The sequence below is a fragment of the Bacteriovorax sp. HI3 genome (genome assembly GCF_059738875.1).
Window position 1 is genome coordinate 649,559 of record NZ_AP026946.1, and the last position, 13,426, is coordinate 662,984.

Annotated in this window: 14 protein-coding genes; 10 read left to right on the forward strand and 4 right to left on the reverse strand. The window is 41.5% G+C overall.

Annotated features, from left to right (window positions below):
* The first annotated feature begins 159 nt into the window (after positions 1–159).
* Positions 160–444, forward strand: a complete 285-nt coding sequence (locus AC6JA8_RS03065) for a hypothetical protein (protein WP_102242400.1) — start codon at positions 160–162, stop codon at positions 442–444.
* Positions 445–447: 3 nt separating this feature from the next.
* Here AC6JA8_RS03065 and mltG read toward each other — a convergent pair whose 3' ends face one another.
* Complete coding sequence (mltG, locus tag AC6JA8_RS03070; RefSeq protein ID WP_497975710.1) at positions 448–1,506, reverse strand: endolytic transglycosylase MltG; 1,059 nt, start codon at positions 1,504–1,506, stop codon at positions 448–450.
* 105 nt (positions 1,507–1,611) lie between these two features.
* Here mltG and AC6JA8_RS03075 point away from each other — a divergent pair, with 105 nt between their 5' ends.
* Complete coding sequence (locus AC6JA8_RS03075; RefSeq protein WP_497975711.1) at positions 1,612–3,510, forward strand: hypothetical protein; 1,899 nt, start codon at positions 1,612–1,614, stop codon at positions 3,508–3,510.
* A 1-nt stretch (position 3,511) separates the two neighbouring features.
* On the opposite strand, the gene ruvX is transcribed toward AC6JA8_RS03075, so the two are convergent.
* Entirely contained in the window at positions 3,512–3,970 is a 459-nt protein-coding gene (gene ruvX / locus AC6JA8_RS03080; protein ID WP_497975712.1) for a Holliday junction resolvase RuvX, read from the reverse strand.
* A gap of 282 nt (positions 3,971–4,252) precedes the next feature.
* Here ruvX and rho point away from each other — a divergent pair, with 282 nt between their 5' ends.
* The 7 genes from rho to AC6JA8_RS03115 all read left to right on the forward strand — a co-directional run bounded on the left by rho (position 4,253) and on the right by AC6JA8_RS03115 (position 11,404).
* On the forward strand, positions 4,253–5,500 hold the full coding sequence (rho, locus tag AC6JA8_RS03085) for a transcription termination factor Rho (RefSeq protein WP_491634038.1): 1,248 nt from the start codon (positions 4,253–4,255) through the stop codon (positions 5,498–5,500).
* 8 nt (positions 5,501–5,508) lie between these two features.
* Positions 5,509–6,639: a DUF1385 domain-containing protein gene (locus AC6JA8_RS03090; protein WP_497975713.1), complete on the forward strand. Its 1,131-nt coding sequence runs from the start codon at positions 5,509–5,511 to the stop codon at positions 6,637–6,639.
* A gap of 11 nt (positions 6,640–6,650) precedes the next feature.
* A complete protein-coding gene (gene prfA / locus AC6JA8_RS03095; protein ID WP_497975714.1) occupies positions 6,651–7,718 on the forward strand; it encodes a peptide chain release factor 1 in 1,068 nt (355 codons plus the stop codon).
* Positions 7,719–7,742: 24 nt separating this feature from the next.
* On the forward strand, positions 7,743–8,633 hold the full coding sequence (locus AC6JA8_RS03100) for a N5-glutamine methyltransferase family protein (protein WP_497975715.1): 891 nt from the start codon (positions 7,743–7,745) through the stop codon (positions 8,631–8,633).
* A gap of 10 nt (positions 8,634–8,643) precedes the next feature.
* A complete protein-coding gene (gene murA, locus AC6JA8_RS03105) occupies positions 8,644–9,903 on the forward strand; it encodes a UDP-N-acetylglucosamine 1-carboxyvinyltransferase (RefSeq protein ID WP_497975716.1) in 1,260 nt (419 codons plus the stop codon).
* On the forward strand, positions 9,903–10,247 hold the full coding sequence (locus tag AC6JA8_RS03110; RefSeq protein ID WP_497975717.1) for an HIT domain-containing protein: 345 nt from the start codon (positions 9,903–9,905) through the stop codon (positions 10,245–10,247). The genes murA and AC6JA8_RS03110 overlap by 1 nt, the downstream gene beginning before the upstream one ends.
* A gap of 101 nt (positions 10,248–10,348) precedes the next feature.
* A complete protein-coding gene (locus AC6JA8_RS03115; RefSeq protein ID WP_497975718.1) occupies positions 10,349–11,404 on the forward strand; it encodes a hypothetical protein in 1,056 nt (351 codons plus the stop codon).
* 30 nt (positions 11,405–11,434) lie between these two features.
* On the opposite strand, the gene AC6JA8_RS03120 is transcribed toward AC6JA8_RS03115, so the two are convergent.
* Positions 11,435–12,184 carry a hypothetical protein gene (locus AC6JA8_RS03120; RefSeq protein ID WP_102242410.1) on the reverse strand — a complete coding sequence of 250 codons (750 nt, stop codon included), beginning with the start codon at positions 12,182–12,184 and terminating at the stop codon, positions 11,435–11,437.
* Positions 12,185–12,298: 114 nt separating this feature from the next.
* Between AC6JA8_RS03120 and AC6JA8_RS03125 the strand changes: the two genes are divergently transcribed.
* Positions 12,299–12,946: a hypothetical protein gene (locus AC6JA8_RS03125; protein WP_142410069.1), complete on the forward strand. Its 648-nt coding sequence runs from the start codon at positions 12,299–12,301 to the stop codon at positions 12,944–12,946.
* On the opposite strand, the gene AC6JA8_RS03130 is transcribed toward AC6JA8_RS03125, so the two are convergent.
* Positions 12,947–13,381, reverse strand: coding sequence for a hypothetical protein (locus tag AC6JA8_RS03130; protein ID WP_142410068.1), 435 nt, complete (start codon positions 13,379–13,381; stop codon positions 12,947–12,949).
* Positions 13,382–13,426: the final 45 nt, after the last annotated feature.

Genomic DNA, 13,426 nt, shown 5'->3' on the forward strand with positions numbered 1-13,426 from the left:
TTTTGAATTTGACACAAGGGAAAAAACTACCATTACCTTTCATCTGGGCCAGAGTTTTGACTGAATAATCGACAAGTTTAGGCGCCATTTTGTCAAAAAAGTTTACAAGGTTTTGGGGAGCCATTATTATTGGGGAAATCTATAGAGAGGACGATTTATATGTTTGCTGAAGAGTATCTGGCGCTAGTGCGTGAATGCCGTGACGAAGAAAAAATGTTTCAATTCCTAAAAGAAGACAAGCCGGGAGTGGCCCTGGAACTAGCTAAGTCAAAAAACGTGAGCCCGCGCATTCTTGATATTCTCACTCGCCATGTATCAATCACTGTTCGTCACGAAGTGGCAAAAAACCCTCTGACTCCGGTGACAACTCTGCAAAGACTAGCAAGCGATAAAGACATGCTGGTAAGAGATTACGCTCGCAGAACTTTACTTGCTCAAAACTAAATTTTACGGTTGAGCTGGCGCCTGTGGAACTTCAGGTTTCTTATCCTTATCGCGCCAGCTTCTGCCTTCACGATTCTTAGCATTCTTCTGCCATTTATTGACCGCTTCCTGATGAGCTCCATAGTTCTCTGAGAAAATGTGTGTTCCGTCGTTTTGACTCACAAAATAGAGATACTTGTGTTGAGCAGGGTGTAGCACCGCTTTGATTGACTCGATTCCTGGATTGGCAATCGGCCCTTTTGGTAAAGCTTTAACCGTATACGTATTGTAATCAGTTGGAGTCAGCAGGTCTTTTTTTGTAATGTTTCCATTATAAGTTTCATAAATACCATAGATCGTCGTAGGGTCTGACTGCAGTCTCATTTTGATTTTAAGTCGGTTTAAAAAGACGCCGGCAATGAGGGGTCTTTCGCTCTTATCTCCAGTCTCTTTTTCAACCATTGAAGCAAGAGTGATGACATCTTCTTTGCTCATTCCGGCCAAAGAGTAATCAACTCCAGCTGTCTTTTTATTAAACTCTCTGACCATCGCTTTGATGACGTCTTCTGCTGGAAGACCTGGAGCGAAGTCATATGTTTCCGGGTAGAGATACCCTTCTACAGTAGCTCCTTTGATTCCTAAACTTTGAACGAAGGCCGGGCTTTTACATAATTCAACAAACTGATCGTACGTAGTGATTGAGCGCTCTTCTAACATGCGCCCGATCTCATACATATTTTTTCCTTCGGGGATAGTGAAGTACATTGCCAGGGACTTTTCATTGATAAAAGTGTTGTAAACATCCATCAAGTTAGAGCCACTTTTGATCTGGTATTGTCCTGATTTAAATTTCGTCATCACTCCTCTCATTTGAGAAAGGCGGTGAAAGAGCCTTGGAGAAGAAATAAGTTTTTCTTTGTCTAAGCGGGCATTAATAGATGAGAAGCTCTCGCTCGGTTTGATGTAAAAGAAGGTATCGGGCCCCTCATATCTCCAAATGTAGGCAGAGTAATAAATCCTAAGTCCTACTAACAATAAGGCAAATAATGGGGCACCCAGAAGAAATAATAGATTTTTTTTCATAATATCTAGAGGTTAATGAATAACATCCGGGCTTACAACGAATGGCCATAAATTCCTAGTATTGCGTATGTTCGTTCAGCTCTAGAATGGAGGCTGGAGAAGTGAATGAAAATTATTTTAGCTCTTACTATAATGATGTTTTCAATAACCAATGTCTTTGCTCGGTCTTCATGCCCGGCCGTTCCTCCGCAAACAGGTGTAGAGAATTTTGCTAAAGATGCAGCCGGTATGGCATGTGCGGCAACTCGTGAAGAGTACCAATGTGCAAAACTTGAAGATGAACTTGAAGCAAACGAGAAATATAAAGTTATTAAATGCGACAGCAAATCACTTGAGGCCAATAAACTTTCTAATGTGAGCTTGAGCGATTGTGTTTGGAACGGATTAAAAATCAGTGGAGAACAATTAGTAGACCTGGGAAAACTTCCGGGGAAAATTGCTGAGAGTATTGCCAAAGGTTTTAGTGAAACTCAAATGTGCAACCAGAGCATTGAGAAAAAAAGAGAGATCTTAAACGCTTTCAACTTAACAATCGAAGATTCGCGTTTCAAATTAACAGAACAATTTTTAGGACGCTGGCTTGAAGAAGCTCCTTGTTCGGAAATTGAAAAATTAGTTTTTAACCGTTATCAAAATTATCAGAATACGATGATGCGCGAGCGACAGGCCGCGATTTTAACCGGAAAAAAACCGACGGCCATAAAGGCAGAGAAGCAGGGTCCAGGTCTAATGGAGCTTCTAAAGTCGGCAATGAAAGAGGCCGGTGCTGTTTATCAATGTTATACGCCGAAAGTAAAAGCTGAGATGATTTGTGCCGGCGTGACTTCACTTTTAGCAGACGCTGCTTTGGGTGGCGGTGTGCTGATGGCCGCAAAAAAAATCAGTATGGTCGTTAAATCTAAAAAAGCTCTGGGCAACATCGAGCGAGCAGTGGCCTCTGGAAATAAAGCGGACCTAAAAGATTCTGCCGCTCTTTTAACGAAAGACAGATTAAAAGGAGCTCAGGCCGTTTTAAAACGTGAACTGACAGAAGCAGAAAAGAAAGCGGTGATGGAGGCCCACGAAGTAGGGATTAAAGAAGGACGTGGTTTCTATTCTTATACGCAAGAAGACATTTCGAAAAAAGCACGCATCCTAAGAGAAGCAGGTCTCTCACCTGCTGAAACCCGCGAGTTGATGGAAAATGGTATTACCGGAATGTTCCGCGATCCATTCTTTAAAAATGCGATGGTGAAGCACTTTGAGAAAACAGTCGCACTCACTATGACTGAAGTTCAAAAAGACGCGATGGTGGCCATTCACGAATTGGGGAAATCATCAGCAGCAGGATTCGCCGATAAGGCCAAAGCGCTTTTAAAAGAAGCGAAATTTACTGATGATCAAATCGCTAAAATCTTAAAAGCAAAATCAAATGAAGAAAATGGCATTAAGACCGTTGTCGCTACGGCCGTAGAAAAGAAAACGGAAACAGCGGCGGCTAAGCCGGTAGCAGAAGTGGCCAAACCTCAACCAACTACTCCGGCGGTAAAACCGGTGGAAACTCCAGTTCAAGCAGTGGTTGATTCTCCTGGAAGAAAAGCTGTCTTAAACAACTTCAAAGACGATAAACTTGTTCAGTATAGGCCGATGGAAATCGACGGAAAGTTAACAGGTGAAGCACTTGAAGCAAAAAAACGCGCTAGAACTAAAGAAGCACAAGAATTGATGAAGAAGCTGGAAAAGACCAATGGCTTTGATGTCCAGGCTTCAATGTACTCGGATGCGGAGAGTATTTCGAAGGCCAGAAAGTTTATCACTGAATACGAAGAGAAAATTGCCAAGCTTCCGGCCAAGGGAGCGGATATGACGAGAAAAGACTTACTAGATAAACTCGATCGTTCAAAAACATCGCTGGAAATGTACCAAAAGAGATGTAAGGGAGCGCTGGAGCTCTACCGCGAAGCTTACGGGATTGCTCAGTACTTAAAAACGTACGAAACCGTCTACGAAAGAAATTGTAAATAATTTAAGATTTAATAAAATCTTCGAGGATGATGGTCGCTGAAACGCAGTCGATTTTAGTGACATCAACCTTGAAGTTGAATTGGGGAGAGTTCTTCATTCTGTCTTCCGCTGCTTTGGTCGTCAGCGTTTCATCCTGTTCAAAAAACATCTGATCCGGGCAGGCCTTTTGTAAAAGAGCGCCGAACTCTTTCATGCGTCTGGTGTTGTCGCTTTCTTTTCCGTCGACAAAATACGGCACACCTAAAACGATAATGTCGATGCCTTCGTTATCAACCATGGCCTGAATGGTTTTGATGGATTCTTCATGAGAGCGGTAGATGATCTTTTCAAAAGCGTAGGGAAAAGGGTCGTGTCCCGGGCAGTACATTGCTGTCCCAATGACCTTGCTGCCAAAATCAATGGCCAGGATTCGCTTTGCAATGAATTGTTGGTAGCGGGGATAAAAAGAGTAATCTTCCATGCACTGGGGTATATCTTACGGTGCAATCTCTGTAAAGTAGCTGTTTTTAATGGGTTAGGAGTTCGTTTTACCTCGAAAAAAAACGTGTTTCAGGCCATTTATCTTGACAGTTTTCCCTACAAGGATAATATTGGATATATATTTACAAGTACCTTCCGCTAATAACAATCCCCGAAATTTTCAACACCATGAGGTTTTTCAAAATTCGGTCTTATTTTCGTTCATTAAAATTCAATCAACATTTAGATAACTAATTTTCACCGCAACAGGAGTCACCTTCAAATGCATCTTAACGATCTTAGAGAAAAAGAAATTGCCGAACTCACGACCATGGCCGAAGAGTTACAGATTGAAAACCCAAGTAACTTAAAGAAACACGAACTCATCTTCGCTATCTTAAAAGCAACTGCAAAAGATGATAAAGCCATTTTCGGAAACGGCGTTCTTGAGATTCTGCCAGATGGTTTCGGATTCCTTAGATCACCACTCTATAACTACCTTCCGGGTGCCGATGATATTTACGTATCACCATCTCAGATCAGAAAATTCGGTCTAAGAAAAGGGGACTCAGTAGAAGGTGAAATCAGACCACCAAAAGAGGGGGAGAGATACTTCGCCCTTGTTAAAGTAAACGAAATCAACGGACAGTCTCCTGAAAAACACAAGAAGACAGTTCTCTTTGATAACTTAACTCCGCTTTACCCAGAAAAGAAAATCAACCTTGAATACCACCCGACAAACTACTCAACTCGTCTTATCGACCTGTTTGTCCCACAAGGGTTCGGTCAACGTTGTCTTATCGTAGCTCCACCAAAAGCTGGTAAGACTGTTCTTCTTCAAGATATCGCTAACGCTATTACAACTAACCATCCAGATGCTGTTTTGATCGTTCTTCTAATCGATGAACGTCCAGAGGAAGTAACTGACATGAGAAGAAACGTTAACGCTGAAGTTGTATCTTCAACTTTCGATGAACCTGCTACTCGCCACGTTCAAGTTGCTGAGATGGTCATCGAAAAAGCTAAGCGTTTAACTGAAGCTGGAAAAGACGTCATCATCCTTCTGGACTCGATCACTCGTCTTGCTCGCGCATACAACACAGTTGTTCCACCATCAGGTAAAATCCTTTCGGGTGGGGTTGACTCAAACGCTCTTCACAAACCAAAAAGATTCTTCGGATCTGCTCGTAACATCGAAGGTGGTGGATCTCTTACGATCATCGCTACAGCTCTTATCGATACAGGTTCAAGAATGGATGAAGTTATCTTTGAAGAATTCAAAGGTACAGGTAACTCTGAAATCCAGCTTGATAGAAAACTTCTTGAAAAGAGAATTTTCCCAGCTCTTGATATCAACAAGTCTTCAACTCGTAAGGAAGACCTTCTTATGGCACCAAACGATCTACAAAGATCGTACCTGCTTCGCAAGGTTCTTCACCCAATGGCGCCAATCGACGCTATGGAATTTATCCTAAGCCGTGTAACGAAAACAAAATCGAACTCGGACTTCCTGGATTCAATGAACTCATAAGAGAAAATATGAAAAAGACGCTACTTAAAAAATTAATTCTTCTCGTCTCAAAGCAATACGCTTCAATCGGCGGCCAGGCCGTGATTGAAGGCGTAATGATGAGATCGCCAAACGCTTTTGTTGTCGCTGTCAGAAAACCGGATGGATCTATCCGTCTAAGACGCGATCAATGGTACGGACTTTCAAATAAGCTCGCTTTTTTGAAGAAGCCGTTTCTAAGAGGTGTTTTAGTTCTGGTAGAAACAATGGCCAATGGAATTGTTTCTCTGAATTACTCGGCCAACATCGCTATGGACGAGGAGAATAAAAAAGAAGCGTTAAAAAAAGGTCAAACGGAAGAAGAGTACGAAAAAACAAAAAAATCAAAAGAGAAAGTTAGTCTTGAGACTTTCCTTTCAATTGCGGTTTCTTTCTTATTTGGTATCGGGCTTTTCGTTTTTGTTCCGCACGCCGCGACGGCGCTGATTGAAAAATACTCGGGAGCGAGCTGGGATCTTCAAAGCTGGCAATTCCACGCAGTAGACGGAACCATTAAAGCTTTCATCTTCCTGACGTACATTTGGTTAATCAGCTTCATTCCGGATATCAAAAAAGTGTTCCAGTACCACGGTGCTGAACATAAATCGATTTCGACTTTTGAAGCAGGTGAAGAACTGACGATTGCTAACGCTAGAAAATTTCCGACATTCCACCCTCGTTGTGGGACGACGTTCATTTTCTTTTTAATGTTTGTTTCGATCATTCTTTTTGCCATTATCTTCGCGATCATTCCGGTAGGAACAAATTCTCCGGTTATTTTAAAGCACCTTTATGCCATTCTTTTTAAAGTTGCTTTAACATTCCCGATCGCGGGTATTTCTTATGAACTAATCAAATTCCTGGGCAAAAATCCGGATTCATCTTTTGGAAGATTCCTGAGCTACCCGGGAAAGATGCTTCAGAAGCTTACGACTAAAGAGCCAGATGACCAGCAATTGGAAATCGCTCTTGCTTCAATCAAAGCGGTGCTTTTCTTAGAAGAGAAGTACAACTTGAAAGACGCTAGCTCAAAAACAATCACAGTGGACGAAATCGACCTTCGCACATTAGGTGATATTGAAAACAGTAACTTTAAACTTAAAGACTTTTTAGAAGGCTAATATCCATGTCAATGTTTGATAAATTAGAAGCAGTTGTTAATCGTTATGAGCAGCTCACAGAAAAACTTGCAGACCCGTCGATCTACGATCGCCAGAAGGAATTCAAAGAGATTTCATCTGAGCGCTCAAACATCGAAGAAGTTGTAAACGTTTATAGAGAATACAAAAAAATGAAAGAAGACCTGGAAGGGTCTAAAGAAATTCTTCGCAATGAAAAAGACGAAGATATGCGTGAAATGGCAAAAATGGAGCTTTCTGAACTTGAAGCGCAAATCCCACCAATGGAAGAAAAGCTAAAAGTTCTTCTTCTGCCAAAAGATCCATTAGATGACCGCAACGTTATCATGGAAATGAGAGCTGGTGCAGGTGGAGATGAGGCGTCGATTTTCGTAGCTGATATGTTCCGTCTTTACCAAAACTATTTCCGCCACCTAGGTTACAAGATTGAAGTGGACTCAATGTCTGAAGGTGATCAAGGTCTAAAAGAAATTATCTTCACTGTTACAGGTGATAAAGTTTACTCAAAACTTAAATGGGAAGCGGGAGTTCACCGCGTTCAACGTGTTCCAAAAACTGAAACAATGGGACGCGTACACACTTCAACCATCACTATCGCCGTTATGCCGGAAGTTGATGAAGTTGAATTCGAACTTAACCCGAATGATCTTCGTATCGACGTTTACCGCTCAGGTGGTTCAGGTGGTCAGTCGGTTAACACGACGGACTCTGCAGTTCGTATTACCCACATTCCTACAGGGATGTCGGTAGCTAACCAGGACCAGAAATCTCAGCTAAAAAACAAAGAAAAAGCGATGAAGATTCTTCGCTCGAGAATTTACGAGCAAATGGTTAAAGCACAAAAAGATGAAATCGATTCTGAACGCCGCGGACAAATCGGTGAAGGGGACCGTTCTGAAAAAATCAGAACGTACAACTACCCTCAAAACAGAATTTCTGACCATAGAATTGGACTGACTGTTCACAACCTTGAAGGTGTTATGAACGGCGATTTAGGCGACATTACTGACGCTCTAATTGCTCATCACCAGGCTGAACTAATGAAAGGGCAAGAAGAATAATAATTCTTAATCAAGCGAGTGCGCGTGAGTATTGTCAGTTTAGATAATTACCTGAAGGGGTTTTTTGATTCGGAAAAAAAGAATCTGATGCAAAATTACCCGGGGCTTACGTTGCACCGACTTCGCCAGGACATCAATCTGCATGCTTTTTTGCACGGGATTGATTCAGAGGAAATTTTTGATTTCCCTTATCTCCCTCACCGCACGCATCCACTGACCATTTTTTTCGAAAAACTTAAAGAAGGTGTTCCTCTGGAATACATCACGGGCTACGCTTATTTTTATCGTTCAATTTTTAAAGTTACCAGCGACACTCTTATCCCACGTAGTGAAACTGAAATCCTGGTTGAGCTGGCCTCTCAGGAAATCAAAAAAAACTACCGCAAGAGGGCATGCCGTGTGGCCGATATTGGAACGGGAACTGGGGCCATCGCTTTATCGCTTATGACCGAAGAGAGCGCCGCTCTTTCTATCGTTGCCAGCGATATCTCTCCGAAGGCACTTAAGATCGCCAAGGAAAACTACTTTAATCAACGCTACGGACTTTCAAGCATTCACCAGATCGACTTCGTTCTTAGCGATCGTTTTGCCAATATTACTGGCGAATTCGACCTGATCCTTTCCAACCCTCCTTACATTAAGAGAGAGGCGGACCTAAAAGAGGTACACCCGCAAGTGGCGTCATTTGAACCACACCTGGCCCTCTTCCTGGACGATGATTCGTATGACCAATGGTTTAAGGAATTTTTTGAAAGTATTTATCAAAAGTTATCGGCCACAGGTGTATCATTGATCGAAGGACACGAACACCATCTTGAACATTTGGCAGCTATGGCAAAATCCACTGGGTTTAGCGAAGCCGTCGTGATTCAGGACTACACACAAAGAAACAGATTTTTAAAGTTAAAAAAATAAAGGAAGGATCATGGACAAATTAATTATCTCTGGACCTGCAAAACTTTCTGGAACAGTTAGAATCGCAAGAGCGAAAAACGCTTACCTGCCAATCCTGGCAGCGGTCCTGCTTTCAGATAAACCCATTCACTTAAAAAACATTCCTGAACTTCAGGATATTAAAACAATGATTAAACTTCTTTCGAATCTTGGTGTCACTATCAAGAAGGAAGGGGATATCACGACGTTTGATGCTTCAACTCTGAACTCTCACGAAGCCACTTACGACATCGTTAAAACGATGAGAGCTTCTATCTTCGTTCTTGGGCCTCTTCTTGCAAGAAGAAAGGCCGCAAGAGTTTCTCTACCTGGTGGGTGTGCGATCGGGACAAGACCGATTGACCTTCACTTAACTAACCTGGAAAAACTTGGTTGCGAAATCAACGTTCACTCTGGTTATGTTGATGCCAAAGTAGACAAGATGAAGGCCACTCACATCACACTTGCCTTCCCATCAGTAGGAGCGACAGAAAACCTGATGATGGCCGCTGTTTTCAGTGATGGTGTAACGACGATTGAAAACTCTGCTCTTGAGCCAGAGATTGATGACCTGGCACACTTCTTAAATGCAATGGGTGCTAACGTTAAAGGAATCGGGACAAGAACGATTGTTGTCACTGGTGTAAAAGAACTTAAAGAAGTGACATACGAAGCAATCGGTGACCGTATTGAAGCTGCCACTTACCTAATGGCCGCTCTTGCAACAGGATCAGAGATCGAAATCCTGGGCGTAAATCCTCGCCACTTAGATTTCGTCACAGAAGTTCTTCAGCAAATGGGAGCCAAGATCGTCACTGGTGAGAACTCAATTAAAGTTTTCAAGAGTGAACTTAAAGGCTGCTTGATTGATACAGCACCATTTCCGGGGTTCCCGACAGATGCTCAGGCCCAGATGATTGCTCTTTGTACGCAAGTTAAAGGTGCTTCAGTGATTACGGAACATATTTTTGAAAACCGCTTTATGCACGTTCCTGAGCTTGTTCGTTTAGGAGCTGATATCACTCTTAAAGGAAAGTCTGCTTTCATCCAAGGTGGAGAGAAGCTGACGGCCGCTCCAGTTATGTGTACTGACCTTCGCGCAAGTGCGGCCCTTATTATTGCAGCTCTGGCAACTGAAGGGGATACAGAAATCCAGCGCGTTTACCACCTGGATAGAGGGTATGAGCGTTTAGTAGATAAATTCTCAGCTTTAGGAGCGAAGATTAAACGCGTTCCAGGGAATCCAACATAATGAGCGCTGATTGTTTATTCTGTAAAATTTTGAAGGGCGAAATTCCTTCAACAAAGATTTATGAAAAAGGAAATGTGATGGGCTTTGTGGATATTTTTCCACAGGCAAAAATCCATTTGCTTTTCATTCACAAAAACCACACGTCAGACATTAATCATATGTCAGCAGATCCACAGAGTATTGGTGAAGTCTATCAAGGAATCGCCGAGTACACGAAGGCCCAGGGCCTTGATCAAGGTGGATTCAGAGTTGTCACTAATCTTGGCAAAGATGCTGGCCAGACAGTTTTTCACACCCATTTCCACGTTTTAAGTGGAGAGAAATTGGGGCGTTTCGGTAGCTAGTTCATTTTTGAAAATGGCCGATTGCTTGCCGTCTTTTTTATTTAATCTAAGTCCATCATTTGTTAAATCTTCTGTGTTCTCACAAAACACAGGAGATTTTTATGCCTTATATCCTCTTACTCTTATGTTTACTTCTTGGTGCCTGCGGAAAAAAAAGCAATAGCATCAGCACTCCTTCCGTCGTTTCAACTTCAGAGCAGAGAAGTTTTATTGTTATTGCTCATGAAAAAGGAAGCTCTGTGTTTAGAAACAAAGCACTCAATTCAATCGTAGAGACCAAGTTTCCTGCAAACAACCCAGATTTTGAGATTAAAAAAGGAGATGAACTCTTAGGTTATGAAATGAGTGAGCGCGACCGCGTTTTTTATGAACATAATGAGCGCACAATGGCCAAGGTTATTGTTTCTTTCACTGATAGGCTTGAAATTTATTTTGTTCCTAAGAAAGTTGTGGTTCCTGAAATTATATCTCAATTAAAACTTACCCCTGAAGCTCAAAGAAAATTTAAACTAATCAATCCCAACGGGCACTACACAGAAGAGGGAAACACTCTTTACTTGGTTAGCGTGAATCATGAAGACCTGATGGAAAACGATAAAAAGTTTTATCAGGAGAATTTTGATCTTCAAGACTTGAAGGAAAGATCGGCCTTTTATGTTGAAAGCTATAAAGAAATGGTTTTAAGCATGAATTATGATTTTTTTAAAGAAAGAGATATCACAAAACTCTTTACCGGAGCGACCATTAAGTGCACCCGCGATTTGCTTGAGGCCGGTACATGTGGGCGCTGTGAATACAGAAAAAGTGTTCCATCGGGAAGCTTTGATAAAATTGCCAATCCCTCACTGGATGATTTGGGAGTTGGGTTAAGGCTTGATGGACAGCTAATTAAAATGGGAGATTTAACCGCAGAAATGCTTGCTCCTGGCTCAGTAGTTTTTCACTTTGCTCCACAGGCATTGGATGTTTCTGTCACGCTTAAAGTGGAATTAGAAAAGAAGGCCTTGCCGACTTATAGGATTTCAGAAAATGTAGAGGAGCTCACTTATTGTGCTTCTGTTCCTAAAGGGTATATCACTTTAGGATCAAAAGCGTCGCTTAGTTTAAAAGTGAAAATGCTGGGAAGAGGTGAGAAGTTAAAAGATATTAAATTATAAAAAAAATGCAGCCGAGGCTGCATTTTTTTATTAACTGTTTAGCCCTTCAAAAAGGGAAGTTAGAATAGCTTTTTGTAGTCTAGTCAATTGATAGATATTAGTCATGATAAGAACAGGTGACTTCTTGATAGAAGCACAGATGACCAGCTGGCCTTTGTCTTTATTGTAGTCAGTGATTTCAAAAATGTTTCCGAAATCTTTTTCGTAGCTCTTTAAAACCATTTCATCCATGTCATCAATTGATGTCATTTCAGGGAAGCGCTCTCCAACGATTTTAACTTTTACAAGTTTGTTTTTTTCGTTTTCGTTTTTTGCTTTGATCATATCGTTGTAGATCAGCTTCAGGTTTGTAGCACCTAGGTTTGATTTTAAGATAAACCATAACTCTTCAAAAAATCCTGAACGGTCATTTGGAAATAGACCAAGCAGGTGAGTCCTGACTTTAAAAAGCTCTTCGATCAGCGAGATATTGTTTTGTAGAATCCAATTCTCGCGCATTTTATCAAAAATAGGTTTTGCTTCATCGTAACTTAGCTTGTCGAATCTTTCCGCTGAAAGACTGAACTCTGCGCTTGAGCGGATTGGATAGAATTTTAATTCGTTTTCAAGGCCAACCAGGAATTCATCGTTCTTTAGCTCTTCAGAGAAGATAAACCCTTGCAGTGGAAGGTTCTTAGCTTCGCTGATGTCGATGATTTTTGAACTTGGTGTTTCGTTGTGCTTGAAAGAGCGAACGATTCCTTGTTCCTTATTCTTAGTGTAGAGGAGATTAAAATCCATGTTTTTACCCAAAAGTCTTATAGAGTTTAAGCATTTTACTAAGGAAATCCGCCACTTGGCTAGGAAAAATGTGCGAAATTGCTCGCGATTTGATGTTCGTATAGACTTGAATATATGAATAAGTTGCTAAGTTTACTGATTGTTTGTGTTGTGTCGTGGCAGGTCCTGGCGCAAGACGAGCGCTATTTTAGGCAGCTATTCTCCGGAGAGCTCAATAAAAAGGGCAAGTCTGATGCCCGCAAGTATTCCTGGACTGTCCACACTCCTTATTACTCACTGGACTTAAACCGCGATGGGAAGGAAGAGCAGATCGTCTTTGTTAAAAAAGACAATGAGGATTGGATCGAGATCCTGGACAGCGAGAAGAATAAAATCTTCGGGCATATTTTTGAAAACAAGGGTTACGATTCAGAACTTTTTAGGATTGAACTTAAAACTCTTAATGCCAGAACAGATGTGCTGATCCTTTATTATTACGAAGGGGTGAGCAAATATATCGACTTTCAGGGAACGGCACGTATTTACGCCATCACTATCGATAACCGCGATCTAAAAACACTGAGTATCTTTAAGGGATCAAGTTTCTTTGATGAGGTGAAAACCTTCAAAGGGCATTATCATAAAAGAAATTACGAAGTGTATCTTGAAGACTTAAACCGCGACGAGACTAAAGAGCTCATCATCAAGCATAGAAATGCCAGCACTGTCTTTATCTACAAAGGACAAGGGAAGTGGCAGACTTTTAATCAAAACCAAAATTAATTAAGAGGCCTTTGGGAAATCGACGTCATCGTCGTCTTCAGAATTTTGCTGATAGTCCGTTTTGTATGGTTTGAACTGCTGAGTTTTTGGATAGTATCCAACAGCTTTCTCATCAGACTTTTTGCTGAACTTCTTTGAAACCATAATCCATAGAGCAATAGGAAGAGCGATTAAGAAAATAAGCGGGCCGACGTAATTAGATGGAGTTGTTGCGTCTGCTTTGGCCACAATGTTGGCCGGGAAACGCTTGGGTGCAGGGGCTTCGGTTTTAGCGAAGTCATACCCTGAATCAACTTTTTTTGCGTCTTCAATATCAACTTCAACTACTGGTTCCACCGATGGACCACGATGAACACTTTCAGGTTGTCCGTGAACAACACTCGATAGAGTGATAAAAGTGAAAGCGAATAATAGAGCGCAAATCTTTTTTTCCATCGTGAACTCCAGAGAAAAATTTCTCTATAAGTCTTATCGAAATGA

What these genes read in the sequence shown, in the direction of transcription:
- AC6JA8_RS03065 (WP_102242400.1), top strand. Translation starts at nt 160, where the DNA reads ATGTTTGCTGAAGAGTATCTGGCGCTAGTGCGTGAATGCCGTGACGAA.
- AC6JA8_RS03110 (WP_497975717.1), top strand. Translation starts at nt 9,903, where the DNA reads ATGAGCGCTGATTGTTTATTCTGTAAAATTTTGAAGGGCGAAATTCCT.
- mltG (WP_497975710.1), bottom strand. Translation starts at nt 1,506, where the DNA reads ATGAAAAAAAATCTATTATTTCTTCTGGGTGCCCCATTATTTGCCTTA.
- rho (WP_491634038.1), top strand. Translation starts at nt 4,253, where the DNA reads ATGCATCTTAACGATCTTAGAGAAAAAGAAATTGCCGAACTCACGACC.
- AC6JA8_RS03090 (WP_497975713.1), top strand. Translation starts at nt 5,509, where the DNA reads ATGAAAAAGACGCTACTTAAAAAATTAATTCTTCTCGTCTCAAAGCAA.
- ruvX (WP_497975712.1), bottom strand. Translation starts at nt 3,970, where the DNA reads ATGGAAGATTACTCTTTTTATCCCCGCTACCAACAATTCATTGCAAAG.
- AC6JA8_RS03125 (WP_142410069.1), top strand. Translation starts at nt 12,299, where the DNA reads ATGAATAAGTTGCTAAGTTTACTGATTGTTTGTGTTGTGTCGTGGCAG.
- prfA (WP_497975714.1), top strand. Translation starts at nt 6,651, where the DNA reads ATGTTTGATAAATTAGAAGCAGTTGTTAATCGTTATGAGCAGCTCACA.
- AC6JA8_RS03075 (WP_497975711.1), top strand. Translation starts at nt 1,612, where the DNA reads ATGAAAATTATTTTAGCTCTTACTATAATGATGTTTTCAATAACCAAT.
- AC6JA8_RS03130 (WP_142410068.1), bottom strand. Translation starts at nt 13,381, where the DNA reads ATGGAAAAAAAGATTTGCGCTCTATTATTCGCTTTCACTTTTATCACT.
- AC6JA8_RS03115 (WP_497975718.1), top strand. Translation starts at nt 10,349, where the DNA reads ATGCCTTATATCCTCTTACTCTTATGTTTACTTCTTGGTGCCTGCGGA.
- murA (WP_497975716.1), top strand. Translation starts at nt 8,644, where the DNA reads ATGGACAAATTAATTATCTCTGGACCTGCAAAACTTTCTGGAACAGTT.
- AC6JA8_RS03120 (WP_102242410.1), bottom strand. Translation starts at nt 12,184, where the DNA reads ATGGATTTTAATCTCCTCTACACTAAGAATAAGGAACAAGGAATCGTT.